The sequence below is a fragment of the Oerskovia enterophila genome (assembly GCF_044748475.1).
In the GTDB taxonomy this organism is placed as follows: Bacteria; Actinomycetota; Actinomycetes; order Actinomycetales; family Cellulomonadaceae; genus Oerskovia; species Oerskovia enterophila.
In genome coordinates this window covers 495,401-521,088 of the sequence record NZ_JBIVFZ010000003.1, presented here as the reverse complement: position 1 = coordinate 521,088, position 25,688 = coordinate 495,401, and the positions used below count along the sequence as shown (strand labels likewise).

Sequence of the window (25,688 nt, the reverse complement as noted above, 5' to 3'; positions counted from 1 at the left end):
TTCGGGGCCCCGCGCCGGTCGAAGGAGGACGGTGTGGCGACGGAGCCACCCGAGAGACGGAGGACCTCCCATGGTCGTAGAACCTGTCCAGCCCGCCCCCGCGGAGTCGCCCGACGACGGTCCCGTCGGAGAGCTGATGACCGACTTCTCGTCCTCGGGCGCCGCCCCCACCTCCTGGGCGGACGCCCTGACCGTGCTCCAGACCGCCGAGATCTTCTGGCTGTCCACGGTCCGCCCCGACGGGCGCCCCCACGTCACGCCGCTCATCACCGTCTGGGCCGACGGTGCGCTCCACTTCTGCACGGGCCGTACCGAGCGCAAGGCGCGCAACCTCGAGGAGAACCCCTGGTGCGTGCTGACCACCGGCACCAACCTCATGAACGAGGGGCTCGACGTCGTGCTCGCCGGAGCCGCTCGACGCCTCACGGAGGACCATGTGCTCCGACGCCTGGCCGACCGCTGGGCGTGCAAGTACGACTGGCGTTTCGAGGTGCGTGACGGGGCGTTCTGGGACAGCGAGGCGCCCTCGGAGGGCACGCCCTCCGACGAGCATGCTGCCGGGGAAGCGTTCGTCTTCCAGGTGCGCCCCGTCACCGTCCACGCGTACGGGCGCGGCGAGGACTACACCGCGACCCGGTGGAGGTTCGACGGCGGGGCTAGCGTGGAGGCGTGACGCCCGCTCAACGCCGCGTGCTGCTCGTCGCGATCCTCGCCTCGTTCGTGTCCTTCCTCGACGGGACGGTGGTCAACGTCGCGCTGCCCGCGATCGCGGACGAGCTGGCCGGGGGAGCGCTCGGAGGGCTCGCCCTCCAGCAGTGGGTCGTCGACGCGTACCTCATCACGCTCGGTTCGCTCATCCTCGTGGCCGGCTCCCTGTCCGACGTCCACGGCCGCCGCCGCGTCATGTGGTGGGGGCTCGTCGGGTTCGCGGTCACCTCGGTGCTGTGCGCGCTCGCGCCCACCGGAGTCGTCCTCGTGATCGCGCGCGGGCTCCAGGGCGTCGCGGGCGCACTGCTCGTGCCGAGCTCGCTCGCGATGATCATCTCGGCGTTCAGCGGCGCGGCGCAGGCCAAGGCGATCGGGACCTGGACGGCCTGGACGGGCACCGCGATGATCGCGGGCCCGCTGCTCGGAGGTGTGCTCGTCGACACGCTCTCGTGGCGCTGGGTGTTCGGCATCAACCTGCTGCCCGTGGCCGTGACCCTGTGGATCCTGCGCGGACTGGAGGAGGGAGACACCGCGACCGGGCGGCGGATCGACGTGCGCGGCGCGGTGCTCGCGGCCGTCGGGCTCGCCGGGCCCGTCTTCGCGCTCATCGAGCACGGGCGGTTCGGGTGGGCCAGCCCCGTCGTTTGGGTGCCGCTCGTCGTCGGGATCGTGGCGCTCGTGGCGTTCCTCGGCTGGGAGCGACGCGCCCCCGACCCCATGCTCCCGCTGTCCTTGTTCTCGGTGCGCAACTTCGCGGCGGGCAACGTCGCGACGGCCGCGATCTACGGGGCGCTCGCGTTCGGCGGGTTCGCCGTGACCCTGTTCGTCCAGCAGGTCGCCGGGTACAGCGCGACCCTCGCGGGCCTGGCCCTGCTGCCCGTGACGCTCCTCATGCTGTTCCTGTCCTCGCGCTTCGGGGCGCTCGCGGGCCGGTACGGGCCGCGCCTGTTCATGACCGTGGGCCCGCTGATCGCGGGCTGCGGTTACCTGCTCATGCTCACGACGACCGCCGAGGCGCGCTACTTCACGCAGCTCCTCCCCGGGATCCTGCTGTTCGGCCTGGGACTCGCGATCACGGTGGCGCCCCTGACAGCCGCGATCCTCGGCTCCATCCCTGCGGCGGACGCGGGCATCGGCTCAGCCGTCAACAACGCGGTGTCGCGCATCGCGGGCCTCGTGGTCATCGCGTGCGCGGGGATCGTGATCGGTCCCGTGCTCGACGTCGCCGGGTTCCACCGGGCACTGATCGTCACGGCCGCGCTGCTCGTCGCGGGCGGTCTCGTGAGCTGGGTAGGCATCCGCAACGAGCAGGTCGTGGCCGCGGGCGGCGTCGCCGACGCTCCGGCCACCTGAGACGCAGTCCGGCCTACTCGACCACGTGCAGCTCGTGCGGCGCGTTGTTGAGGCGGCGGGCGCCGTCGGGCACGTCGTCGCCGAACGCGACCACGATGTCCTCGATGCGCACCCCGAAGTTCCCCGGGAGGTAGATCCCCGGCTCGACCGAGAAGCACATGCCGGAGACGATCGGCTGCTCCTCGCCCTCGATCATGTACGGCGGCTCGTGCGTCGTCAGGCCGATCCCGTGGCCCGTGCGGTGGATGAACTGCTCGCCGTACCCGGCCTCGGTGATGACGGCGCGCGCTGCGCGGTCGACGTCCTGGCACGTCGCCCCCGGGCGGACGGCCTCGACGCCGGCCTGCTGCGCGGCCCGGACGATCTCGAAGACCTCGCGCTGCTGGTCCGTGACGTCGCCCCCGACGTGCACCATGCGCGTCATGTCCGAGCCGTAGCCGTCCTTGAGGCCGCCGAAGTCGAGCACGACCATGTCGCCCTCCTGGATGACCCGGTCGCCCGCCTCGTGGTGCGGGTTGGCACCGTTGGGCCCCGAGCCGACGACCGTGAAGTCGACCTGCGAGTGCCCGTGATCGCGCAGGAAGCCCGCGAGGTCCGCGGCGACGTCGAGCTCTCGGCGTCCGCTGAACCGGATCTCGACGATGTCCGCGAACGTCGCGTCGTTCGCCGCTCCCGCGGACGCGAGCCGTTCGATCTCGTCGGGCCCCTTGACCGCGCGCAGCATGGGCAGGGCCTGCGTCATCGCGGAGTACGACGAGCCCGGCAGCGTGCGCTGGAGACCCAGCAGGTGCATGGCCCAGGCCGAGTCGGAGATCGCGTAGCGCCCCGCGGCGTCGAGCAGGCCGGCCGTGACCGCGTACTCGTCGACGCCGTCGGTCCACGGGGTGACGTGCAGGGCTGCGGCGCCGGCCGCGCGGTCCAGGTCCGGCCGTTCCAGGACGGGCACCACGATCGACGCCTCGCCCTCGGCCGGCACCACGAGCAGCGTGATGCGCTCGGTCATGGCCGTGGGCGTGTACCCCGTGAAGTACGTCATGTCCGGGCCGGGGGTGACGAGCACCCCGGCGAGGCCGGCGTCGCGGGCCTGGGCAGCGGCGCGGTCGATGCGCGCGGCGAAGTCCTGTGCGGTGAACTCCCTCATGGGGTCAGCCTGCCACCGGCGGCGCGGACGCGCCGGACGAGCGGGTCGCACCGGCGCAGAAGGGGCCCGACGGTGGAGCGCGGCCCGGGCGCCGCCGTCCGCCGTAGGTGGGGCTCAGGCCTTGCGGTGCTCCGCGACGCCGCGCAGCGCCTCGCGCCGGGTCCGCAGCTCCTCGCGGCCCTCGCGCGTGATCTGCGCCCAGTTCCGGTTCTTGGTGATCCGGGCATGGACCAGTCCGGCCTCGGTGAGGTCGTGCAGGCGTGCCGCGAGGTTGCGCTCCTCGACGCCCGTGAGGCGGGCGAGCGCGGGCTGGTCGGCCTCGTCGGCGTCCCCGAGCACCGCGAGCACGCGCAGGTTGTCGGTCGCGGGGTCGCCGATGCTCAGCGCGTCGCCGCCGCTCGCGAGGGTCTGCCGCTCGCCGCGGAGCGCGAGGCCCGCGACCACGAGGAGGGCCAGGCCGAGGGCGAGACCGCCGACCGCTGTGGGGGCGGACGGGTCGAACAGGGCGTCACCCGTCGCGGTGAGCACGAAGGACACCGCCATCGTCGCGATGCCTGCGAGCCACAGGAAGCGGTCCGAGGCCCGCAGCCCCAGGACGGCGAGCCCCATCCCCAGGATCGACGGCACGCCGATCCAGAAACTGATCGAGGGGAGCAGGAAGGCGATCACGGCACTCAGGACGATCGCGATCCCGTACCCGTCGCTCCCGACCCCTACCCCGGTAGGAAGTCGCAGGACGAACGCCGCCAGGAAGGTCAGCAGGAACGCCGCGACCGGCACGAGCACCATGAGCCACAGCCAGTCGCCCGCGAGCAGGCTCAGCCCCGTGATCACCAGGGTCGCGACCCCTGCTGCGGCGAGCGGGAGCGAGCGGGCGTGCCGTGCGGCGCGGGTCCGCAGGCGTGCGGAGTCGGCTGCGACGAGGGCGGGGACGGTGGCGGGCATGGGCTTCACGGTGCAGCACGGCCGCGCTACGGTCAAACCGTGCGGCCCCCGCGTCGGCCGGTGCGGTCCTGCCGGAGGGACGGCCTGCGGCCGTTCCGACGCCGTCGGTCGCCGGTGCCCAGCACTTGCGGGGGAGGGACGGGGAAGAGGTCCGGGAGCGGTGACGGTAGCCGAGACGCGAGCTCGTCGTCGATCGAGGCCCCGCGCACGGCGTGGGACCAGCGGGGATCGGTGCGGCACCTGGCCGCGATCTGCTGGTGCAGGTCGGCGCGGTGGTTCAGGACGTCCTCGACGGCGCCCGTGCTGACCCGGTCGAGGAAGGCCCCGTCGTCGTCGGTCTCGACACCCAGTGCGACCAGGGCGTCGAGCAGCGGCAGGGGATCGAGGTCGTAAAGGACCCGCTGGCTGACCTCCTCCGAGTCCTCGATGCGGCGGTCTGCCTCGAGCCGTCCAGCGCGTCCGCCTCGGTCGAGGAGGGACCACTCGCGATAGCGGAGCGCGATCCGGTGCGCGGAATGCGCGTCGAGGGGCGCTCTGGGGTGATCGACGTCGTCGGGACCGTCCGCAGTTTCGTCGTCAGGCGCGCCGGTCTCGTGGTGCTTCACCCGGACACCTTCGCGGTTGAGTGCGGAGTTCTTGTGCGACACGCCCGGCGAGTCGCACAAGAGCTCCGCACTCAGCGGCCGGGCGGCTCAGACCGTGATGACGACCTTGCCGCGCACGTGCCCGGTCCGGCTCGCCTCGTGGGCCTTCGCGGCGTCGGCCAGGTCGTAGACCTCGGCGACGTCGACCGTGAGCTGTCCGGCGTCCGCGAGGCGGGCCAGCTCGGTGAGCCCCTCGACGTCGGGCCGGACCCAGACGTAGTGTCCGCCGAGCTCGTCGCGGGCCGCGGCGTCGACGACCGAGGCGACCGTCCCGCCCTCGCGCAGGACGTCGGGCGTGGTGGCCAGGGCCTCGCCGCCGATGTAGTCGAGGACGACGTCCACGCCGTCGGGCGCGAGGGAACGTACGCGCTCGGCGAGGCCGTCGCCGTACGTCACGGGCTCGGCGCCCAGCGACCGCAGGTACTCGTGGTTGCGCTCGGACGCGGTGCCGATCACGCGCGCCCCGCGCGCGACCGCGATCTGGACGGCCATCGACCCGACGCCGCCCGCGGCCGCGTGCACGAGCACGGTCTGGCCGCTCGTCACCCCGGCGCGGTCGATCGTCTGCAGGGCCGTGAGCCCGGCGAGCGGCGCGCCCGCGGCCTGCTCCCACGTCCAGGACGCGGGCTTGCGGGCCAGCGTGCGGACCGGGGCCGCGACGAGCTCGGCCGTGGTGCCTCCGGAGACCACGTCCTTGCGGACGTAGCCGAACACCTCGTCGCCGACCGAGAGCTCGGGCGTGTCCAGGCCGACGCGCTCGACGACGCCCGCGACGTCCCAGCCCGGCACCACGGGGAACGTGGTGTCCATGATCGCGTCGAGGTAGCCCTCGCGGACCTTCCAGTCCACGGGGTTCACGCTCGTGGCCTTGACCCGGACCAGGACGGTGTCCGGTCCGACCTTGGGCGTGGGGAGCTCGCTGAGCTCGAGGAAGTCGGCTCCGCCGAAGCGGGAGTAGGTGATGGCTCGCATGCAGGCGGCAACGGGCGACGGCGCCGAGGCATTCCCCGACTCCGCCGCCCGTCGCGTCCCGGCAGGTCAGCCCTGAATCGCGCTGGGGTCCATGTACATGACCTCCCACAGGTGGCCGTCGAGGTCCGAGAAGCTGCGCGAGTACATGAAGCCCTCGTCCTGCGGCGGGTTGGTCTGCGCCCCTCCCGCGGCGAGCGCGCGGTCGGCGAGGTCGTCGACACCGGTGCGGGACTCGGCGCTGATCGCGTTGATCGCCTCGGTCGCGCCCTGCGCGTCGACGATCGCCTTGGGCGTGAACCGGCGGAAGAACTCGTGGGTCAGGAGCATCACGTAGATCGTGTCGCTGATGACCACGCACGACGCGTTCTCGTCGGTGAACTGCTCGTTGATCGAGAAGCCGAGCTGCGTGTAGAACGCCTTGGACTTCTCGAGGTCTGCCACGGGCAGGTTGACGAAGATCTGGGTTCCGGCCATGACGTTCTCCTTCGGACGTGCCGCCGGGTGCTGCTCCGGTCGGCGAGGACAGGGTGTCGTCGGTGTAGACCGGGCACCCCCGGAGAACTCATCGGTGCTCCTCGGAGCCCCTGGCGCCGAGACAGAGGGGATGCGTCGAGGTAGAGGGTCGCAGCCCTCCACCTCGACGCGAGCCCTCTATCTCGGCGGACGCGTCAGACCAGCACCTCGCCGTCGCGGGCCACGACCTGGCCGGCCGCGACGACGAGCGCACGGGCCGGCGCGCGGACCACGGCGTCCTGGGTGTTCTCGGCGTCGACCAGCACGACGTCGGCCCGCGACCCGACGACCAGGTCGTGGACGTCGTGGCCCACGAAGAAGCCCGCGTCGCTCGTCGCGAGCCGGGCCGCGCGGACCAGGTCCTCGTCGTAGCGGAAGCGTGCGAGCTGGGCCAGGCGCGTGGTGAGCGCGAGCAGGTCGCCCGTCCCGTAGGGGGCCCACAGGTCGCGGATGCCGTCGGTGCCCAGGCCCACGCGCACGCCGTGCTCGCGCAGCAGGTCCAGCGGGAGCGGGGTGGCGCCGATCGGGGCGACGGTCGTCATGCTGATGCCCGCGTCGCCCATGGCCTCGACGAGGTCGGCCATGCGGGTCGCGGGCAGCTGCCCGACGGCGAAGCCGTGCGCCACGTTGACCTTGCCCTGGAGCCCGGCGCGGATCGTGCGGTCGATCATGAGCTCGATCTGGAACGCGCCCAGCTCGCCGCCGTCGTGCAGGTGGACGTCGACCCCCACGCCGCGCCGCTCGGCGATCTCGAACAGCCCGTCGAGCTGGGTCACGGGGTCGCGGTCGATCGAGGCGGGGTCGAGACCGCCGATGTGCTCGGCCCCCGCGGCAGCCGCGGCGTCGAGCAGCTCGAGCACGCCGGGCCGGCGCAGGACGCCGTCCTGGGGGAACGCGACGATCTCGGCGTCGACCGCGCCGCCCAGCACGAACAGCGACTCACGGACCACGTCGATGCCGCGCAGCCCGAGGCCCAGGTCGACGTCGACGTGGGTGCGGATCGCCGTCGTGCCGTGGCGCAGGAACTCGCGCAGGACCGCGACCGTGACGTCGACGCCGGGGATGCCGAGCTCGTCGCGGTGCTCGCGCTCGTGCGCGATGCGCCCCTGCGTGGTGGCCTCGCCGCCGTAGCTGACCCAGGGCTTGCCCCACCAGCTCTTGTCGACGTGCGCGTGCGCGTTGACGAACCCGGGCAGGGCGAGGAGGCCGCGCCCGTCGACCTCACCCGGGACGGCGGTCGTGCTGCCCGACGGCGCCTCGGCGGCCGGGACGTGGGGCGTCACCTGGGTGATGCGCCCGTCCGCGACGTGGAGGTCGACGGCGTCGCCGCCCCAGGGGCGGACGTTGCGCAGCACGGACACGGCGACCTGCGGCGTGGTGGAGAACGGGGGCATGAGAGGTCCTTCCTCGGGCGGTGCTCGGCGATCGCAGGCCGGCCCACCCCCCGGAGCAGCCTGCGCTCAAACGGTATACCATTTTTGGAGAGGCTGACCGGGAAGAATGGTGGGATGAGCCCAGCGGAGCAGTTCGAGCCCGAGGCCGAGCGCGTCGCCCGGATCGTGCGCGAGCAGATCATCGACGGCGAGCGGGCCCCGGGGGACAAGCTCGTCGAGCGCGACCTCGCGACCGAGCTCGGCGTGAGCCGCGTCCCGGTGCGCGACGCGCTCAAGACGCTCATCGCCGAGGGGCTCGTGACCCCGCGCCCCCGCACCTGGGCGGTCGTGCGTACCTTCACCGAAGCCGACGTCGAGGACCTCATCGAGGTGCGCTCCGCGATCGAGACCCTGACGTTCCGCCTCGCGGCCGAGCGCAGGACCCCCGAGCGTCTCGTCGAGCTCGAGGCCGCGCTCGACCGTGAGGAGCGCGCCGCGCGGGAGGGCGACGCGACGGCCGCCCACCGGGCAGGCGCCGACTTCCACGAGCTCGTCGCGACCACGGCCGCGAGCCCCCTGCTCGACGAGATCGGCGCGATCACCGCGAGCCGGCTGCGCTGGTTGCTCGGGCAGCACGTCGACCTCCAGGAGATGGTCGACGAGCACCGTGCGCTCCTGGCTGCGATCCGCGCGGGCGACGGGCAGGAGGCGGCGCGGCTCGCCGTCGGGCACCTGCGGACCAGCCGCGACGCGGCGCGCGCGCGGCTCGCCCAGCGCGGCGGGGTCGCGCGACGGGACGCACCGCAGGACTGAGGGCTCAGCCCTCCCGGCGCACGTCCTCGGGCGACTTGTCCGGGCGCCAGCCGCGCCAGACCGCGTGCCGCAGCTTGCCGTCGCCCTCGGGGGCGCTCGTCCAGTCCGCGTAGTCGACCTCGCCGACCAGGTGCGGCGTGACCCAGCGGGCGTCCGAGGCGTCCGCGGCCGGCACGTCGAGAGCAGGGTTCGTGACCCGTTCGATCCGGCCGAGCCGGGTCACGAGGTCGCGCCGGTCCTTCTCGGTGAAACCCGACCCGACGCGGCCCACGTAGCGCAGCCCCTCGTCGTCGGGCACCGCGAGCAGCAACGAGCCCACGAGGTGCGACCTGTCCCCGTGCCCCGGACGCCAGCCGATCACCACGACCTCCTGGGTGTGCGAGTGCTTGACCTTGATCCAGCTCCGCGAGCGCCGCCCTGCCGTGTAGGTGCTCGTGCGCCGCTTGGCGACCACACCCTCGAGGCCGAGCTGCCTGCTCGTCGCGACGGCCCCCGCGAGGTCGCCGTCGAACGCGGGCGGCACGTGCACGATCCCCGACCCGTCGACCAGGTCCTCGAGGATCTCGCGCCGCTCGTCGTACGTTCGCCTGACGAGCGAGCGCCCTCGGACGGACAGGGCGTCGAACAGCATGAGCTCGACCCCGACCTTGGCGCGGGCCGCCGCGACGTCACCCGCCTTGGTGAGGTTCGCGCGCTGCTGCAGGCGGCGGAAGCTCGGCCGCCCGCGCGCGTCGAGCGCCACGATCTCGCCGTCCAGGACCACGGGCAGGTCCGCGGCAGGGACGCGGGCCGCGAGGTCCTGGAGCTCGGGGTAGGTCAGGGTCATGTCCTTGCCGCTGCGGCTCACGAGGCGGACCGTGGCGTCGTCGGCCGCGCCCGTGACCTGCGCGATCACGCGGAACCCGTCCCACTTCATCTCGTAGGCCCAGTCGTCGGGGTCGCCCTCGGCGGTCAGCGTCTCGACCGTCCCGGCGGTCGCGAGCATGGGGCGGGGCAGGGCGGGACCGGCGGGCTCGTCGTCGGGCTCCGCGGGGCGGAGTGTCGCGCTGCCGTGCCCCGCTCGCTTCGGGGGGTGCGCCTCGTCGCGCGGGGCCATGAGGTGGATGAGCCAGCTGTTCTCCTCGGCTCTGCCCGCACTGCCCGACGAGCCGCGCTCCTGATGACCTCCCGTGTGGATGAGCGCGAGCCTCCGCGTGCCGTGCTGCTCGCCGTGCAGCGTGACGATGACCTCCTCGTCGTCGCGCCACTTCTCGAGCTCGTACGTGCCCGCGTCCCAGATGGTCACCTCCCCGCCCCCGTACTCGCCCGCGGGGATCGTCCCTTCGAACGAGCCGTACGCGAGCGGGTGGTCCTCGGTCTGGACCGCGAGGTGGTTCTGCTTCGTGTCGGTCGGCTCGCCGCGCGGGAGGGCCCAGCTCACGAGCACGCCGTCGTGCTCCAGGCGGAAGTCCCAGTGCAGGCGGCGTGCGTGATGCTCCTGGATGACGAAGCTGTTGCCCCCTGGCGACCCGTCGGCCGGCTCTGCGGTGCCCGGGACGGGCTCGGGGGTCCGGGAGGCGTCGCGTTTGGCGCGGTAGGTCTCGAGGCGGTCGCGCCGGGGAGCGGCGTCGGCCTCGCCGCCTTGCTCGGCCTCGCCGCTCCTCCCGCGCGTGCTGCCCGACGGCGTCGCCCCCTTGCGCGCGAACGTCGCCATGCGCTCGGGCGTGGGTTCGAGCGAGGCCAGGTGGCCCGCGGTGAGGGCCGCGAGCGGGTCGCCGATCGTCCGCACCCGCTCGACGACCTCGTCCTTGTCGAGGTGCGCGAGGTCGGGGTCGTCGAGCTCGTCCCACGTGCGCGGTGCCGCGACCGTGGGGTGGGCGCGGCCCCGCAGCGAGTAGGGCGCGATGGTGGTCTTGTTGCCGTTGTTCTGGCTCCAGTCGACGAGCACCTTGCCGCCGCGCAGCGCCTTCTTCATGTCGCTCACGACGAGGTCCGGGTGCTCGGCCTCGAGGTAGCGGGCGAGCTCGTGCGCGACCGCGCTGACCTCGTCGGTGGTCTGGTGCCCGTCGAGCGCCGCGTACAGGTGGATGCCCTTGGAGCCGCTCGTCACGGGTAGGGGGTTCAGGCCCATGCCGCGCAGCACGTCACGGGCCAGGCGGGCGACCTCGGCGCACTCGGGCAGGCCCGCACCCTCGCCGGGGTCGAGGTCGAGGACCAGGCGGTCGGGGTTCTTCTGGACCCCGGTCCGGCCGAACTGCCACTGCGGCACGTGGATCTCCAGGGCGGCGATCTGCCCGAGCCACGTGAGGGTCGCGAGGTCGTTGACGAGCGGGTACGCGTTGGTGCTGTGCTTGTGCTGGATCGTGCGGCGCCGGACCCACGTGGGGGTTCCCGCGTCGAGGTTCTTCTGGAAGAACACGGGCCCCTCGACACCGTTGGGCCAGCGTTTGCGCGTCGCCGGCCTGTTCGAGGCGTGGGGGAGCAGGACGTCGGCGACCGCCGCGAGGTAGGCCAGGACCTCGCCCTTGGTCGTGCCCGTGGCGGGGTACAGGACCTTGTCCAGGTTGGTGAGCTTGAGGCGATGACCGCCGACGCTCACGGTCTGCGCCGCCGTCGAGGAGGCCATGGGTCCATGGTTGCCCGGGGCGGGTGGTCGCGCTCGGTGAGGGCTTCGGTCGGTGGGCGGGAAGCGAGCGATTGACGGGCACCGGGGACTCGACGAGCATGTGACCCGCACCACTTCTCGGCCGTCTCGGCGGCGGTGAGCGGCCCGCGGGCGGCTCGTCCTCCCTGTCCCGGCCGCCCTGCCGACACCACAGGAGACGCCATGACCGTGTTCGACCTCACCGGGCGCCGGGCCCTCGTCACCGGCGGGGCCCAGGGCCTCGGCGAAGGGATGGCCCGCGCGCTCGCGGCGGCGGGCGCGAGCGTCGTGATCGCAGACCTGCAGGACAGCGGGGCGCAGGTCGCGGCCGGACTGCCGTCAGGCGGGGGCCAGCACCATGCGTTCACCCGCCTCGACGTCACGGCGGAGCCGGACTGGGAACGGGCGATCGCCGCGACGGTCGATGCCCTGGGTGGCCTCGACATCCTGGTGAACAACGCGGGCATCGAGATCTCCGGTCTGCTCACCGAGGTCGATCCCGACGACGTCCGGCGGATGCTCGAGGTGAACGTCCTCGGCACCACGCTCGGGATCAAGCACGGCCTGCGGGCGATGCGCCCGGGTGGGGCGGCGGGGTCCGGCGGCGCGATCGTGAACGTCTCCTCGGTCGCGGCCACGATCGCGTTCCCCGGCATCTCCGTCTACTCGGCCACCAAGTCCGCGGTCGACCGCCTCACGCGGGTCGCCGCGATGGAGAGCGGGAAGCTCGGCTACGGCGTCCGGGTCAACTGCGTCTACCCCGGCCTCGTACCGACCGCGATGGGTGCGGGCCTCGCGAACGACATGGCGGCCCTGGGGCTGTACGGCTCGGCCGAGGAGGCGGTCGGCGCCGTGGTCGACCTGACTCCTTCAGGACGCCTGGGGACGGTCGAGGACATGGCGGACGCCGTCGTGTTCCTCGCGTCGGACGCGGCACGGTTCGTCAACGGCGCGGGCCTTCCCGTGGACGGCGGAATGGGGATGTGAACCGGAGCCGGCGAGCGCGGCGACGACGCGCCTGAGCGCGGGGTGGCTGTCGTCGATCTGTCCGTCGGGCGACAGCCGCTCCGCACTCAGCAGGCCCCGCTGCGCAAAGGTGCAGTTGTGCAATCATTGCAGTGCTGCATATAGTGCAGTAATGCACAACGCCCCGACGTCCCTCCGCGACCGCAAGCGCGCCGAGACCTGGCTCACGATCCATCAGGCAGCCGCCGCGCTGGTCCGTGAGAAGGGGCTCCAGCACGCGACCGTCGAGGAGATCGCCGCCACGGCGGGTGTCTCGCAGCGGACGTTCTTCAACTACTTCGCGACCAAGGAAGAGGCGATCCTGGGGCTCGTGCCCCCGCGCGTCTCCGACGAGGCGCTCGCAGCCTTCCGGGCGGAGACCGAGGGGCCCGCGTTCGAGCGGGTCGTGCGGTTCCTGCTCTCGATCCTGCGGTCCACGCTGCACCCCGGCGTGCCGTTCGCCGAGCGCAAGGCGCTCGTGCGGGAGCACCCCGAGCTGCGGCGGCACGCCATGGGCTACGTCTCCCAGGTCGAGGGGCTCGTCAACGACCTGCTGTCGGACCGGGCCGAGGACGGGACGGGGTTCAGCGAGCTCGCGTCGCTGGGCCTGCCCGACAGCCCCGACACCGCGCGAGCGCTCCTCATGCTCGCCGGCACCATCATGCGCTTCGCGTACTCGCGCGACCCCGGAGCCGCCCTGAGCGACGCCGACGCCGAAGCCGAGATCAGCGAAGCGATCACCATCTTCCGAGAGGTCTTCGAGGCCACGCTATGACCAACCCCACCCGAGCCGGCAGCACGCCGGCACCCACGCGAGGCGCGGCTCCCACCGCGCCCGGCCAGGCAGCGCCCGCAGCACAGGTCGCGCAGAAGGACCGCGGGATCGTCCTGCTCTTCATGGGCCTCATGGTCACCATGCTGCTCGCGTCCCTCAACCAGACCGTGCTCTCGAGCGCGCTGCCGACGATCGTGGGCGAGCTCAACGGCGTCGAGCACATGAGCTGGGTCATCACGGCCTTCATCCTCGCCTCGACCATCACCATGCCGATCTACGGCAAGATCTCCGACGTCCTGGGGCGCAAGCCCCTCTTGATCACCGCGATCCTGCTGTTCATGGCGGGCTCGGTGATCGGCGCCGTCGCGGGCGACATGAACATGCTGATCGTGGGCCGCACGGTCCAGGGCCTGGGCGGCGGAGGTCTCATGATCCTGTCGCAGGCCGCGATCGCCGACGTCATCCCCGCACGCGAGCGCGGCAGGTACATGGGGATCATGGGCGCCGTCTTCGCGGTCTCCTCGGTCGCCGGCCCGCTGCTCGGCGGATGGTTCACCGAGGGGCCGGGCTGGCGCTGGGTGTTCTGGATCAACATCCCGCTGGGCATCCTCGCAGCGCTCGCCGCGATCTTCCTGCTGCACCTGCCCAAGAAGCAGCGTGGCCCCGAGCGCGTGCGCCACGACTACTTCGGCATGGCCCTCATGGCCGTGGCCACCACGGCGATCGTGCTGGTCGGGACCTGGGGCGGCTCGCAGTACGCGTGGGGCTCGGCGACGATCCTCGGGCTCATCGCGCTGGCCGTCGTGGCCGCCGTGGCGTTCGTGCTCGTCGAGAAGCGTGCCGACGAGCCGATCATCCCGCTGCACCTGTTCGCCGACCGCAACTTCACGGTCACGACCATCGCGGCCCTCGCGACCGGGATCGCGATGTTCGGCGCGATCGGCTACATGCCGACGTACCTGCAGATGGCGACCGGCGCGAGCGCGACCGTCGCGGGCCTGCTCATGATCCCCATGATGGGGTCCCTGCTCGTCACCTCGGTCGTCACGGGGCAGATGGTCTCGCGGACCGGGAAGTACAAGGTCCTCCCGATCGTCGGGTCGCTGATCCTGGGTGTGGGCCTGGCCCTGCTCTCGACCGTCAAGGCCGACACCCCGACCCCCATGATCTGCGTGTTCCTCGGGGTGATCGGGATCGGGCTGGGCAGCAGCATGCAGATCCTCACGCTGATCGTGCAGAACTCGTTCCCCCTGCGCGAGGTCGGCACCGCGACCGCAGCCAACAACTACTTCCGTCAGGTCGGCGCCACGCTGGGCTCGGCCGTGGTCGGCAGCGTCTTCATCTCGCGCCTGACCACGCTCATCGCGGAGAAGTTCCCGCAGGGCACGGGCTCGGCGGGAGGGACAGGCTCGCTCACCCCGGACCTGGTCCAGTCCCTGCCCGACGGCGTGCGCGCCCTCGTGATCGAGTCCTACAACGAGGCGCTCGTGCCGCTCTTCCTCTACATGGTGCCGCTCGCGATCATCGCGGCGATCGCCCTGTGCTTCGTCCACGAGAAGCCGCTCGCGACCTCGGTCGAGCACGAGATCGCCGCGGAGTCCCTGGCCGAGGGCCAGCTCCTGGTGACCGACGAGGACGAGGCGAGCGACGCCGTCGGGCCCCTCGAGGACGCGACCAGCGGGCCGCAGCACCGCGAGCGGTAGACCCACCGCGCACGAAGGGACCTCCGGCCGCGGCAGGAGGTCCCTCTGTGCTTCGTGGCCCGAGGACCTCAGGCCGTCGCCGCGCTGCCCGCTGTCGCCGCCACGGGGCTCGGGGCGGGACGGTCCTTGGCGAGCTCCTGGTACGACCGGTGGTCGGTGAACAGCTCGTCGCGCAGCGGGTTGCGCCGCCTGGTCACGATGACCTTGACCTGGTAGACCGCGACCGCGACGTTCGCGAGGAGCGAGACCAGGCTCACGACGAACAGCGCCGTCGGGTTGTGCGACGAGTCGACCGCGAACGACGAGTCCGACACGAACGTCGGCACGGCCATCGTGAACATCATCCAGAACGCGAGCGTGTGAGCGCGGTGCTGGAGCCAGGCGCCCTTGCGCAGGAAGAACGCCGGGATGGTGCAGCTGATGAGCAGCGCCGCGCCCGCGTAGAACGCGTGGTCGCCCACGCAGTTGTAGACGTACGCGAAGTTCCACAGGTCGTACGCGATGATCCAGAACCACATCATGTCGGGCCAGACCATGTCCTTGAAGCGGTCGCGGGTGATGTAGATGCCGGCCCAGCCGCAGATCGTCAGCAGGTTCAGGATGCCCGCGACGCCGTTCATGATGTTCCACGAGCCGCCGACCATGAAGACGCCGTCGACCATGCCGTGCATGCCGGAGACCTGGAAGTCGCGGATCACGGCCTCGAGGATGTTGAGGCCCAGGATCGCCGGCGGGAACAGCAACGCGTACTTCATGGCCGCGATGCGGGGGTTGTAGCGGATGAGCATGAAGCCGATGCAACCCGCGAGGGCCGAGTACACCTTGACCCAGTGGAACCAGGTGCCGGTTGACGACCCGGCGCCCGCGGTGTGCGGCCACACGAAGATCGTCAGCAGGACCGGCAGGACGATGAAGATCCCGATCGCGGCGGCCTTGGACCAGCGGACCAGCTCGTTGAGGCCGACGAGGGCCGCGAGCACCACGAACCACATGACGGCGGCTTGCCAGGGGATGGAGTCGAACAGGAACACGTCGCTCCCTTTCTCAGGACGGCGGGACGGCAGGTGTCGTCCCGGCGGGTGGGGGAGGTGCGCCAGGTGGACGGGCGCGGACCCTGGCGCACCGGTGTGGTCCGTGCTGTCGCGTCACTCGGAATCGGCCCGCGCCCCCTCGAGGTGCAGTGCCTGCCGCACGATCGTCACGAGCACCGCGTCGTCGACCTCGGGACAGTTCCGGGCCAGGCCCACGAGGCCGTAGACCAGGACGTAGAACGTCTCGGGCACGTGCTCGATGCGGACCTGGTGCCGGGCCGCGTAGGCCTCGACCGTGGTGGCCTCGACGCACTCGACGACCGCGCGCACGGCGCGGTCGAGGAACCGGTTGTACAGCCCCGTGTGCTCGGCGCGCTGCAGGTCGTCGCGCAGCGGGTCGACCGACCGCAGGTGGGTGCGGAACATCGCGACGCAGTCGACGAGCGCCTTGTCGATGTTGCCCGGCTCGCGGGCCGCGTCCCACGCGTGCACGGCCTCGACGAACTCGGCGACGTACCCCTCGAGCACCGCGTCGACGAGCGCGTCCTTGTCGGGGAAGTAGTAGTAGACGAGCCCTCGCGCGACGCCCGCCCGCTCGGCGACGTCCTTGGTCGAGGTGTGGGCGATGCCCTGCTCGGCGAAGAGGTCGCGCGCCGCGAGGACGATCTCCTCGGCCCGCACCTCGGGCGCCGAACGTCGGCGTCTGGGCCTCGTGGCGTCGGTCATCTGGGGCTCCTTCCCGAGCTGATGACACCGACGCTAGGACCGCTATTGACACAGCGTCAACAGTGTTCCGGCAGGTCAGGACGTAGGTCCCGGAGAACTGGGTCGTTGGGCCCGCGACCGGGCAGTGCCCCGCCGCTCGCCCCCCGCCACGACGTGAGACGGCCCGGGGGCGAGGGCGGACGTGGTCCCTCCGGGGGTGCGCGGTGTGCGACGGTAGATGGTCGGTGTCAGCACGAGCAGCGAGGAACTCATGAGCGGTGAACCCCAGGTCGGGGCAGAGCTACGGGCCCTGCGGGAGCACTTCACGCGGCTGATGATGACGTACCGGTTCGGCATGGACGAGGTGATGACCAAGATCACCATCCTGCGCGACGAGTTCGCCTACGCCCACGAGTACAACCCGATCGAGCACGTGTCCTCGCGCCTCAAGTCGCCCGAGTCGCTGCTCGCCAAGGCGCGGCGCAAGGGCGTGGACCTGACGATCGAGGCCCTGCGCGCCGAGATCTTCGACATCGCGGGCGTGCGCGTCACGTGCAGCTTCGTGTCCGACATCTACAAGGTCCGCGACATGATCGCGGCGCAGCAGGACCTCGTGGTGCTCGAGGAGCGCGACTACATCTCCCACCCCAAGGGCAACGGGTACAAGAGCCTGCACCTGATTGTCGAGGTGCCCGTGTTCCTGTCCGACCGCGTGCAGCCCGTGGTCGTCGAGATCCAGATCCGCACCATCGCCATGGACTTCTGGGCCAGCCTCGAGCACAAGATCTACTACAAGTACGACAAGGCCGTCCCGCAGCGCCTGCTCGACGAGCTCAAGGAGGCCTCGCTCGCGGCCTCCGCGCTCGACGAGAAGATGGAGCGACTGCACGACGAGGTGCTCCAGCACTCGCGCGACACCGCGACCGAGCACCCCGAGGGCAAGGGGGCCAGCCCCTTCGCGCCCTCGTGGGACCTGCTCGACTCCTACCTGCGGGGCACCCCGGGAGGACAAGGCGCCACGGACGCTCCCGGTTCCGAGGACACCGCCGGAGCCTCAGGGGTTGCGGGCTAGATCAGCGTCTCGACCGCGATCCGCACGGTGTCCCCGACGTCGACGTCCTCCGCGCGACGCACCGCGGCCTTGACAGGCAGCACGAACGTCCTGCGCCCGGCGTCCGGGAAGATCGACGTGGACCAGCGCGTCCTGCCGATCGTGGCCTCGACCTTGACCGACCCGAACCCTGCCGGGGGCAGCGGGGAGTCGGCGATCTCGTCGCTGACGTCGTCGGGCAGCGACGCGAAGACCCACTTCTCGCTGCGCGCGGTCCAGCGCCACAGCTCCGCCTCGAACTCGTACCTGGTGCCGACCATGCGCCCATGATGCCGAGCGCCGCCCACAGGGGCGAGACGGTCGGCGACGTGATCGGGGTCGAGCTGCCCGTGGGCCCGCACCACCGGCTCCAGATGGTCTGACGACTCGCCAGCCCCCGCGCCCGGGCGCACCATGGAGACATGAGGGCCATCTGGAAGGGTGCCATCACGTTCGGTCTCGTCAACGTGCCGATCAAGGTGTACTCGGCGACCGAGGACCACGACGTGCCGCTGCACCAGGTGCACGACAAGGACGGCGGTCGGATCCGCTACCAGCGACGGTGCGAGGTCTGCGGCGAGGTCGTGGCGTACGAGCACATCGACAAGGCGTACGACGACGGCGAGCGCACGGTCGTGCTCACGGCCGAGGACCTGGGGTCGCTGCCCGCCGAGCGGAGTCGCGAGGTCGAGGTCGTCGAGTTCGTGCCCACCGACCAGATCGACCCCATGCTCCTGGACCGCAGCTACTACCTCGAGCCGGACTCGTCCTCGAACAAGGCCTACGTGCTGCTGCGCCGCACGCTCGAGGAGACCGACCGCACGGCGATCGTGAAGTTCGCGCTGCGTCAGCGCACGCGGCTCGCGGCGTTGCGCGTGCGCGACGACGTGCTGGTGCTGCAGACGCTGCTGTGGGCCGACGAGGTGCGCGAGGCCGCGTTCCCGACGCTCGACGAGCCCGCGAAGGTCAGCGCCAAGGAGCTCGCGATGTCGTCGCAGCTCGTCGAGTCGTTCGCGGCCGACTTCACGCCCGAGGAGTACCAGGACGACTACCAGGCCCAGCTCCGCCAGCTCATCGAGGCCAAGATCGAAGCAGGGGACACGTTCAGCACCGAAGAGACCTTCGGCGAGCAGGAGGAGAAGGGCGGCGACGGCGCCGAGGTCATCGACCTGATGGAGGCGCTGCGCCGCAGCGTCGAGAGCTCGCGCGGCAAGAAGTCGGGTGACGCCAAGGGTGAGGTGCCAGCGAAGGAGGCTGCGTCGTCGGGCACCACGAAGAAGAAGAGCGAGCGCCCGACGGCGTCGCGCGCCTCGGGCGGCAAGGCCGCCTCGACCAAGGCGCCCGCCTCGACGAAGGAACCCGCGAAGAAGACGACGCGCAAGAAGGCCTCGGCGTGACGAGCCCCGGCGTGCCAGGCTGACGCCATGACTCACGACCAGCCCGAGAACCCCGACCTCGCCCGCCTCGTCGCCGAGGCCGAGCAGCACGAACGCGACCTCGTGCTCACGCGCTTCACGCACGACGACGCGTGGCGGCTCGGCTGCCTGCTCGTCGAGCTCGCCGCGGAGCGGTCCCTGCCGATCACGATCGACGTGCGCCGCGGGCCGCAGCAGGTCTTCCACGCCGCGACCGAGGGCACCACGCCCGACAACGACTCCTGGGTCCAGCGCAAGGTGCGCGTGGTCGAGCGGTTCGGCGCGTCGTCGTACCTCATGGGGCTGCGCGCCAAGGCCAAGGGGACGACGTTCACGGCGCAGCACGAGCTGTCGCTCCAGGAGTACGCGGCCCACGGCGGGGCCTTCCCGCTGCGGGTCGAGGGCGTCGGGGTGATCGGCGTCGTGACCGTGTCCGGCCTGGCCCAGCGCGACGACCACCTGCTCGTGGTCGAGGCCCTGCGGACGTTCCTGCGGACCGCCGCCTGACGCGCCCGCCGCGCCGCCGCGCCTGACCGGGTGCGCCGACCGATGAGTTCGCCGGTCCCTGCCGGTCGAACCTGAAGAGCGCGACGCACCGCGCGCCGCGCGGGAGGAGGAGTGCGATGAGACCGATCGTCCCGAGCCTGTGGTTCAACGGAGGACTCGAGGAGGCCGTGGCCTTCTACACCTCGGTGTTCCCCGACAGCTCCGTCGGTGACTCCCTGAGGATGCCCGACGGCACACTCGTCACCATCGACTTCACGTTGCAGGGGCAGCCCTTCAACCTCATCAACGGCGGCCCCGGCCACCTGTTCCCGTTCAGCGAGGCCGTCTCGTTCATCGTGCGCTGCGAGGACGAGGCGGAGGTCGACCGCTACTGGGACGCCCTGCTCTCGGGCGGCGGCACCGAGTCGCAGTGCGGCTGGCTCAAGGACCGCTATGGGCTGTCGTGGCAGGTCGTGCCGGTCGAGTTCGAGGAGCTCGCTCAGTCCGACGACCAGGAGGCCGTGGCGCGGATGATGGGCGTCATGATGCAGATGATCAAGCTCGAGATGCCCGCGCTGCGGGCTGCGTTCGCAGGGAGCTAGTGCGCCGTCGTCGTCGTGGTGCTCTCCTAGCGACAGTGCCGCGCGAGGCTCGGCCCTCGTCCCCGCCGGCATGGGGACGAGGGCCGAGGTCTGTGGTGCGGGTGCGGCGCCAGGCAGGGCGCCGCACCCCGAGGTGGGCCAGTCGCGGATCAGCCGCCGATCAGCACGACGTCGCGTCGTAGGGTGCGACGAGCGTCGCCGTCGACCCACCGGCCATGACGTCGAACGCGACCTCGCCGGCCGCGACCGAGGCGGAACGGGTCGCGAACCGCTGCGACGCGCTGCGGCCGGCGTCCACGCCCGCGAACGACTTGGAGCCCGCGCTCGTGCGGATCGTGACGTCCACCGCCTCGTCCCCGGCGTTGACCGCGCGGCCCGTGAGCTGGACCTTGCCCGCCACGCACTGGGCGCTCGCGGTGACGTCCACGGCCACGGGGGAGACGGGAGTCGTGGGCAGCTCGTAGGGCGCCACGTCGACCCGTCCGGTCACGGCGAGGTCGCCGTTCGCGGCATCCACCGTGACGGTCCGGCCCGCGAGCGAGCCTGCCGCGACGTCCGCCGCGGTGAGGGTGCGTCGCACCGTGCCGCACGAGGCCTCGGCTCCTGCCGCGAGCTCGGGCAGCGTGCACAGGCCCGTGGCCCCGACGCCCGTCAGCCGCACGTTGCCGGTGTTGCGCACCGTGACCTGGTTGACCACGACGTCGCCCGCGTTCACCGAGCCGGTCCCGTCGGTGTCCTCGACCGTGGGCTCGCCGACCGTCACCGCGAGCGAGGGGCGGCGGTCGACCAGGTCGACGGGCTCGCCCGTGAGAGAGACCGACGAGGCCTGGTCCGCGTTCATGTACCAGCGGGTCTCGGGGACGAAGAAGCCGTCCGCGAGGTCGCCTGCCGTCACCACGCGGTACGCGAGCGCGCACAGGTAGGTGCCGCCCGCGGGCAGGCTGCTCCAGTTGCAGCCCGGGGAGAGGTTCGTCAGGTTGCCCGTCGCGGTCGAGCGGTAGGCCGTGGTCCCGGTGTTGTAGACGCGGAACGAGTAGGGGACGCGCTCGCCGACCGTGTACGGCTGGGCCGCGACGTCACGGTCGGTCGTGTACTTCCCGAACACCGCGAGCGAGGTCACGGCTCCCCCCGCGGGGCCGCCGGTCACGGTCACGTAGCCGTACGCACGCGCCTGCGTGCCGTCGGCCGCGGTCAGGACGCTCTGGACACGGACGGGGTTGGCAGCCGTGGTCGCCGCAGCGGTCGCGGACGCCGTGAGCGCGACCTGCACCGTGGCGGTCTCGCCGACCGCGAGCGCCGGCACGTCGACCGTCGTCGCGCTCCAGCCCACGGGGGCGTCGATCGTCAGGCGCGAGGCGGCCAGCGGCGCCTGGTTCTGGTTGGTGACGCGGACGGGGACCTGGACCGTGGCGCCCGTCGCGACGGTCGTGTCCGGCACGACGGTCGAGGCGCACGTCGCGTTCAGCCACGCCTGGTCGAAGCTCGCGAACGAGATGGCGTTCATGCCCTGCGTCTCGTACAGGAGCCCGAAGCGCCCGTTGCCGAGCGGCGAGAGCGTCGAGTAGGCGCCCGACCCGGGGTTGACGACCCGGAAGCCCGGCCAGGTCGCACCGTCGTCGCACGAGAGACGTACGGTCACGTTCTCGCGGCCCGTGGTGCTGTTGGAGTTGCTGAACAGCAGCATCTTCGCCTCGGCCGAGCCCTCGGGGGCGTCGGGGTACAGTCGCGAGATCGACGCGTTGTTGGTCGGGTCGGGGAGCTGGCGGTCGAGCGTGACGGGGCCGTAGGTGTGCCCGCCGTCGCTCGAGAACGCGATCTTGCGGTACTTGCTGCCGGCCGAGTCGCGCGAGTTCATCATGACGCGCCCGTCGGAGAGCTCGACCGACTTGTTCTCGTCCATGCCCGTGCCGAAGGCCTCGCCGTGCTGCCACGTGGCGCCGTGGTCGTCGGAGTAGACGCTGTAGGCCTTGTAGGTCCCGCCCGTGCGGGCCGTGAACTGCTGGACCAGGCGTCCGGCGTGCTCGCCGTAGCGCAGCTGGATGCCCTCGCCCGAGGCCGCGAAGATGCCGGCCCACGAAGGGTCCTTGGCGCCCTCGGTGATGACGCGCCCCTCCCAGGTCTCGCCCCCGTCCTCGGAGACGCTGACCGCGGCGTGCAGGATCTGGCGGTTGGTCGGGTCGATGCCCGTGGCCGACCCGCCGAAGCCCTGGTCGAAGGACTTCACGTGGAAGTTGAAGATGGTGCCGGTCTCGCGGTCCACGACGTAGCTGGGGTCCGAGAACCCGTACTTGTCGGGGGAAGAGTTCGTCCCGTACCCCGCGGCCACGACGGTCGTGGGCTCCCAGGTCGCGCCACCGTCACGGCTCACGCGCTGCAGGATCGAGTTGGGCTGCGGGGCGTCGCCCGCGTTGAACGGGCGCCCGTCGTACGAGGCGAGGATCGTGCCGTCGTTCGTCGTGGTGAGGGCGGGGATGCGGTAGTTCGCGTAGCCCCCCGTGCCGCCGACCGCGAGGGTCTGCTCGGAGAACGTCCCCGGCCCGTCGGTCGCGGCGGGAGGGAACGGGTCGAACGCCTGGGCGCTCGCGGCCGGGGCCACGAGGAGCAGGGACAGCCCGGCCGCGAGGGCCGTGCGCGACCCGCGGCGGCGGGCGCACGCCGGTGAGCGCGGGTCGGGCGGGGGCGCTGGGGTGGAAGGGTGCAGTGGCATCAGATACTCCTGGCTTCGTCGGGTCAGAGCTCTTGGTGCACGGTGCGGTCCTGCGGGTGCCGTGCCTGCCCCGGGGCGCGGGGCGAGCACGGCGCGGACCTCCGCCTCGGCACCGAGTCGGGTGCGGGGGTCCGGTCTGTGGTGCTCCTGGTGCGAGGTGCCCGACGGCGGAGCGTGCGTCGGGCGGGAGGGTGCGGGACCGTCGTGGTCGTCGCGACCCGTGGTGCTGGTGAGGGCGTCCGGTCTGGGCCCGGGGCGTCGGCGGCGGTGCGGACGACCCAGGACGGGGCGGGTTCGGGCGGGAGGAGCGGGGGCGTCAGCGCGTCAGCGCGTCAGCGCGTCGACGAACCATCCCGTGACGCTCGTGGGGTGCGTGATCGCGGTCCCCACGACGACCGCCCACGCGCCCGCGTCGAGAGCGGACCGGGCCTGGGCGGGCGAGTGGACGCGGCCCTCGGCGATCACGGGCAGGTCGAGGCGGTCGACGAGCTCGGCGAGCAGCTCGAGGTCGGGCCCGTCGGTGCGGGGACGTTCGCCCGTGTACCCCGACAACGTGGTGCCGACCACGTCGACCCCGGCGTCGAGGGCCGCGAGCGCGTCGTCGAGGCTCCCGCAGTCGGCCATGACGAGGGCGGACGTGTGCTCGCGCAGCCCGGCGACCGTGCCCGCGAGGCTCAGGCGGTCGGGACGCGGGCGGCGGGTCCCGTCGATCGCGACGATCGTCGCGCCGGCCTCGGCGACCGCGACCGCGTGGCGCAGGGTCGGGGTGATGAAGACGCCGTCGGACCCGTCCTTCCACAGCCCCGTGACGGGCACCGTGATCCTGCGCTCCGCGAACGCACGCGTGACGTGCTCGATGTCGGCGATGCCCTGGACGCGGATGCCCGCCGCACCACCCTCGACCGCGGCGAGCGCGACCTGGGTCATGGTGCGCGGGTCGCGCATGGCCTCGCCCGGGTAGGCCTGGCACGAGACGACCAGCCCGCCGCGCAGGGCGATCAAGGGGTCCTGGGCGGGGGCGCCGGGCGGCGTCGACGAGCGGTCGGTCACGAGTTCCTCCGGGGAGCCGAGGGGGCGGACGGGACAGCGGTGACGAGGTCGAGGCCGACCTCGGGGTCGTGCGGGAGGGCGGTGGCACCGCCAGGGGTCCGGTCGTGCGCGGCGAGCGCGAGCCGGGCGGCACCGAGGACCGCGGCGTCCCCGCCGAGCACGGCCGGGACCACGGGCAGACCTACGAGCGGAGGCATGAGCTCGGAGGCGAGCGCGGCGCTCATGGTGTCCCACCAGAGCGCCCCGGCCCCGGCGAGCCCGCCGCTGACCACGACGACCTCCGGGTCGAGCATGTTCGCGACGCCGCCGACCGTGCGACCGAGCGCGGTCGCCGCGACGACGACCGCGTGCCGCGCGGTCGTGTCGACGTCGGCGACCTCGCACACGGCCCGTGCCGTCGTGTGCGCAGGGTCGCCGCCGAGCCGCAGGTAGAGCGCGTGCAGCGCGGGACCGGACCCGACGGCCTCGAGGTGGCCCGTGCGTGAGCACGTGCACGCGAGCCCTGCGGCCTCGGCCGCGGGAAGGTGCCCCAGGTGGCCCGCGACGTGCCGGGCGCCGTGCTGGGGCGAGCCGTCGAGCAGGAGCGTCGCGCCGACCCCCGTGCCCGCGGCGACCACGAGCGCGGTGCGCGTCCCCGCGCACGCGCCGAGCCAGTGCTCGCCCAGCGCGTGGGCGTGCACGTCGTTCTCGGCGAGCACGGGCAGGCGCGCCGCGAGGCTGCCGGAGGCCGCGAGCCGCGCCGCGACCCCGCCCGCGAGGTCGGTCCCGGCCCAGCCCGTGAGGGCGTCGGTCGCCGAGACCACGGTCCCGCGGCCCGAGTCGATCACCCCGGCCGAGCCGATGCCCACCCCGACCAGGAGGTCGGGCGAGCCGGATGACCCGGGCGCGTCGGCGCCGTCGGGCAGGACGAGGCCGACCAGGCGCGCGACCGCGTCGAGGATCGCGGCCGCCCCCTCCCGGGCCGGGGTGGGGACCCCGGCCCGGGCGAGGACCGTGCCGTCGTCGCGCACGAGCCCGGCGGCGATCTTGGTGCCGCCCAGGTCGATCCCGACGGCGGTGCGGTGGCTGATCGGGGAGCTCGTCACAGCAGCCCGGCCTCCGCGAGGATCACCTTGATCTGGTCGACGACCTCGCCCTCCAGGGCGGGGGCCGGCGTCGTCATGACGTTGGACTCGATCAGGCCGAGGAGCTGGAGCGAGGTCTTGAACGCGCCCAGGCCGCTCGCGCCGCCGCTGTAGCCGCGAGGCTGGAAGACGATCTCGAAGAGGGCCGCGAGCCGGTCCTGCTCGTCGCGCGCCGCGGTCCAGTCGCCGGCCTGCGCCGCATCCCACAGGCGCACGTAGCCCGCGGGGTCGACGTTGCCGAGGCCGGGGACCACGCCGTCGGCGCCGAGCAGCAGCATGCCGTCGACCACGACCTCGTGACCCGTGAACAGGCGCAGCGGGCTGCCGGCGGCACGGTTCGCCGCGACCAGGCGGCGGAAGCCGACGTCGTCGCCGCTCGAGTCCTTGACGCCCGCGATGACGCCCTCGGTGCCCAGTCGCACCAGCATGCCCAGGTCGAGCTTCGAGTGCACGCACACCGGGACGTCGTACGCGAACAACGGCAGGTCGCTCGCCGCGGCCACGCCGCGGAAGTGACGCTCGATCTCGTCGTCGTTCGTGCGGATGTACAGCGGGGCGGTCGCGACGACCGCGTCGACGCCCGCGTCGACCGCGCGCCGGACCTGGTCCGCGACGCGGTGCGTCGTCAGGTCGATCACGCCCGCCATGACGGGGACGCGGCCGGCCGTGATCTCGACGGCGGCCTCCATGACCTGGGAGCGACGGGCGTCGTCGAGATAGGCGACCTCACCGGACGAGCCGAGCACGAACAGGCCGTGCACGCCCGCGTCGAGCTGGCTGGTGATGACGCGCTCGAACGATGCGCGGTCGAGCTCGCCGTCCGCCGTGAGAGGCGTGACGACGGGAGGGATGACGCCGGAGAAGGTGGGCGTGGTCGGGGTGGGCACAGCGGACTCCAAGGATGGTGCGG

At 72.4% G+C, this 25,688-nt stretch carries 24 protein-coding genes; 10 read left to right on the top strand and 14 right to left on the bottom strand.

What is annotated here, in order from left to right:
* Positions 1-70 precede the first annotated feature (70 nt).
* Positions 71-673, top strand: a complete 603-nt coding sequence (locus tag ACIPWA_RS11635) for a pyridoxamine 5'-phosphate oxidase family protein (protein ID WP_400290301.1) — start codon at positions 71-73, stop codon at positions 671-673.
* The gene (locus tag ACIPWA_RS11630; protein ID WP_056763358.1) at positions 670-2,061 is read left to right on the top strand and encodes an MFS transporter; all 1,392 of its coding nucleotides are present in this window, start codon (positions 670-672) and stop codon (positions 2,059-2,061) included. Before ACIPWA_RS11635 ends, ACIPWA_RS11630 begins: the two co-directional genes overlap by 4 nt.
* Before the next feature lie 13 nt (positions 2,062-2,074).
* Here ACIPWA_RS11630 and ACIPWA_RS11625 read toward each other — a convergent pair whose 3' ends face one another.
* The 6 genes from ACIPWA_RS11625 to ACIPWA_RS11600 form a co-directional block, all read right to left on the bottom strand.
* Positions 2,075-3,202, bottom strand: a complete 1,128-nt coding sequence (locus tag ACIPWA_RS11625) for an aminopeptidase P family protein (RefSeq protein WP_400290299.1) — start codon at positions 3,200-3,202, stop codon at positions 2,075-2,077.
* 114 nt (positions 3,203-3,316) lie between these two features.
* A complete protein-coding gene (locus ACIPWA_RS11620) occupies positions 3,317-4,147 on the bottom strand; it encodes a hypothetical protein (RefSeq protein ID WP_400290297.1) in 831 nt (276 codons plus the stop codon).
* A gap of 32 nt (positions 4,148-4,179) precedes the next feature.
* Positions 4,180-4,752 (bottom strand): hypothetical protein, encoded by a 573-nt coding sequence (locus ACIPWA_RS11615; RefSeq protein ID WP_400290294.1) that lies wholly within the window; start codon positions 4,750-4,752, stop codon positions 4,180-4,182.
* An 87-nt stretch (positions 4,753-4,839) separates the two neighbouring features.
* Positions 4,840-5,763 carry an NADP-dependent oxidoreductase gene (locus tag ACIPWA_RS11610; RefSeq protein ID WP_400290292.1) on the bottom strand — a complete coding sequence of 308 codons (924 nt, stop codon included), beginning with the start codon at positions 5,761-5,763 and terminating at the stop codon, positions 4,840-4,842.
* 66 nt (positions 5,764-5,829) lie between these two features.
* Positions 5,830-6,237 (bottom strand): VOC family protein, encoded by a 408-nt coding sequence (locus tag ACIPWA_RS11605; protein ID WP_400290290.1) that lies wholly within the window; start codon positions 6,235-6,237, stop codon positions 5,830-5,832.
* 194 nt (positions 6,238-6,431) lie between these two features.
* Positions 6,432-7,670: an amidohydrolase gene (locus ACIPWA_RS11600; protein WP_056650664.1), complete on the bottom strand. Its 1,239-nt coding sequence runs from the start codon at positions 7,668-7,670 to the stop codon at positions 6,432-6,434.
* A gap of 114 nt (positions 7,671-7,784) precedes the next feature.
* On the opposite strand from ACIPWA_RS11600, the gene ACIPWA_RS11595 reads away from it, so the two are divergent.
* Positions 7,785-8,462 (top strand): GntR family transcriptional regulator, encoded by a 678-nt coding sequence (locus ACIPWA_RS11595; protein ID WP_056650666.1) that lies wholly within the window; start codon positions 7,785-7,787, stop codon positions 8,460-8,462.
* A 4-nt stretch (positions 8,463-8,466) separates the two neighbouring features.
* Here the strand turns inward: ACIPWA_RS11595 and ACIPWA_RS11590 are convergent, their stop codons facing one another.
* Entirely contained in the window at positions 8,467-11,067 is a 2,601-nt protein-coding gene (locus tag ACIPWA_RS11590; protein ID WP_400290287.1) for an ATP-dependent DNA ligase, read from the bottom strand.
* Between the two features lie 201 nt (positions 11,068-11,268).
* Here ACIPWA_RS11590 and ACIPWA_RS11585 point away from each other — a divergent pair, with 201 nt between their 5' ends.
* The 3 genes from ACIPWA_RS11585 to ACIPWA_RS11575 all read left to right on the top strand — a co-directional run bounded on the left by ACIPWA_RS11585 (position 11,269) and on the right by ACIPWA_RS11575 (position 14,568).
* On the top strand, positions 11,269-12,072 hold the full coding sequence (locus tag ACIPWA_RS11585) for an SDR family NAD(P)-dependent oxidoreductase (protein WP_400290285.1): 804 nt from the start codon (positions 11,269-11,271) through the stop codon (positions 12,070-12,072).
* A 151-nt stretch (positions 12,073-12,223) separates the two neighbouring features.
* On the top strand, positions 12,224-12,865 hold the full coding sequence (locus tag ACIPWA_RS11580; RefSeq protein ID WP_056650677.1) for a TetR/AcrR family transcriptional regulator: 642 nt from the start codon (positions 12,224-12,226) through the stop codon (positions 12,863-12,865).
* Positions 12,862-14,568: an MDR family MFS transporter gene (locus ACIPWA_RS11575; RefSeq protein WP_400290283.1), complete on the top strand. Its 1,707-nt coding sequence runs from the start codon at positions 12,862-12,864 to the stop codon at positions 14,566-14,568. Before ACIPWA_RS11580 ends, ACIPWA_RS11575 begins: the two co-directional genes overlap by 4 nt.
* Positions 14,569-14,636: 68 nt before the next feature.
* Here the strand turns inward: ACIPWA_RS11575 and ACIPWA_RS11570 are convergent, their stop codons facing one another.
* Positions 14,637-15,599 carry a DUF5692 family protein gene (locus tag ACIPWA_RS11570; RefSeq protein ID WP_400290281.1) on the bottom strand — a complete coding sequence of 321 codons (963 nt, stop codon included), beginning with the start codon at positions 15,597-15,599 and terminating at the stop codon, positions 14,637-14,639.
* Between the two features lie 114 nt (positions 15,600-15,713).
* Positions 15,714-16,325 carry a TetR/AcrR family transcriptional regulator gene (locus tag ACIPWA_RS11565; protein WP_400290279.1) on the bottom strand — a complete coding sequence of 204 codons (612 nt, stop codon included), beginning with the start codon at positions 16,323-16,325 and terminating at the stop codon, positions 15,714-15,716.
* A 250-nt stretch (positions 16,326-16,575) separates the two neighbouring features.
* On the opposite strand from ACIPWA_RS11565, the gene ACIPWA_RS11560 reads away from it, so the two are divergent.
* Positions 16,576-17,376: a GTP pyrophosphokinase gene (locus ACIPWA_RS11560; protein WP_400290278.1), complete on the top strand. Its 801-nt coding sequence runs from the start codon at positions 16,576-16,578 to the stop codon at positions 17,374-17,376.
* Here the strand turns inward: ACIPWA_RS11560 and ACIPWA_RS11555 are convergent.
* Entirely contained in the window at positions 17,373-17,675 is a 303-nt protein-coding gene (locus tag ACIPWA_RS11555) for a DUF1905 domain-containing protein (RefSeq protein WP_400290275.1), read from the bottom strand. The two genes, ACIPWA_RS11560 and ACIPWA_RS11555, sit on opposite strands and share 4 nt — an antisense overlap.
* Before the next feature lie 141 nt (positions 17,676-17,816).
* Here ACIPWA_RS11555 and ku point away from each other — a divergent pair, with 141 nt between their 5' ends.
* The 3 genes from ku (at position 17,817) to ACIPWA_RS11540 (ending at position 19,897) form a co-directional block, all read left to right on the top strand.
* Complete coding sequence (gene ku / locus ACIPWA_RS11550; RefSeq protein ID WP_056650690.1) at positions 17,817-18,791, top strand: non-homologous end joining protein Ku; 975 nt, start codon at positions 17,817-17,819, stop codon at positions 18,789-18,791.
* Positions 18,792-18,818: 27 nt separating this feature from the next.
* Positions 18,819-19,316, top strand: a complete 498-nt coding sequence (locus ACIPWA_RS11545; RefSeq protein WP_400290272.1) for a heme-degrading domain-containing protein — start codon at positions 18,819-18,821, stop codon at positions 19,314-19,316.
* A gap of 116 nt (positions 19,317-19,432) precedes the next feature.
* Positions 19,433-19,897, top strand: coding sequence for a VOC family protein (locus ACIPWA_RS11540; protein ID WP_400290270.1), 465 nt, complete (start codon positions 19,433-19,435; stop codon positions 19,895-19,897).
* 160 nt (positions 19,898-20,057) lie between these two features.
* On the opposite strand, the gene ACIPWA_RS11535 is transcribed toward ACIPWA_RS11540, so the two are convergent.
* The 4 genes from ACIPWA_RS11535 to ACIPWA_RS11520 form a co-directional block, all read right to left on the bottom strand.
* Positions 20,058-22,604, bottom strand: coding sequence for an exo-alpha-sialidase (locus ACIPWA_RS11535; RefSeq protein WP_400290268.1), 2,547 nt, complete (start codon positions 22,602-22,604; stop codon positions 20,058-20,060).
* Positions 22,605-22,928: 324 nt separating this feature from the next.
* Positions 22,929-23,654 (bottom strand): N-acetylmannosamine-6-phosphate 2-epimerase, encoded by a 726-nt coding sequence (locus ACIPWA_RS11530; protein WP_400290266.1) that lies wholly within the window; start codon positions 23,652-23,654, stop codon positions 22,929-22,931.
* The gene (locus ACIPWA_RS11525) at positions 23,651-24,739 is read right to left on the bottom strand and encodes an ROK family protein (RefSeq protein WP_400290264.1); all 1,089 of its coding nucleotides are present in this window, start codon (positions 24,737-24,739) and stop codon (positions 23,651-23,653) included. The genes ACIPWA_RS11530 and ACIPWA_RS11525 overlap by 4 nt, the downstream gene beginning before the upstream one ends.
* Positions 24,736-25,665, bottom strand: a complete 930-nt coding sequence (locus ACIPWA_RS11520) for a dihydrodipicolinate synthase family protein (RefSeq protein ID WP_400290262.1) — start codon at positions 25,663-25,665, stop codon at positions 24,736-24,738. Before ACIPWA_RS11520 ends, ACIPWA_RS11525 begins: the two co-directional genes overlap by 4 nt.
* Positions 25,666-25,688 lie beyond the last annotated feature (23 nt).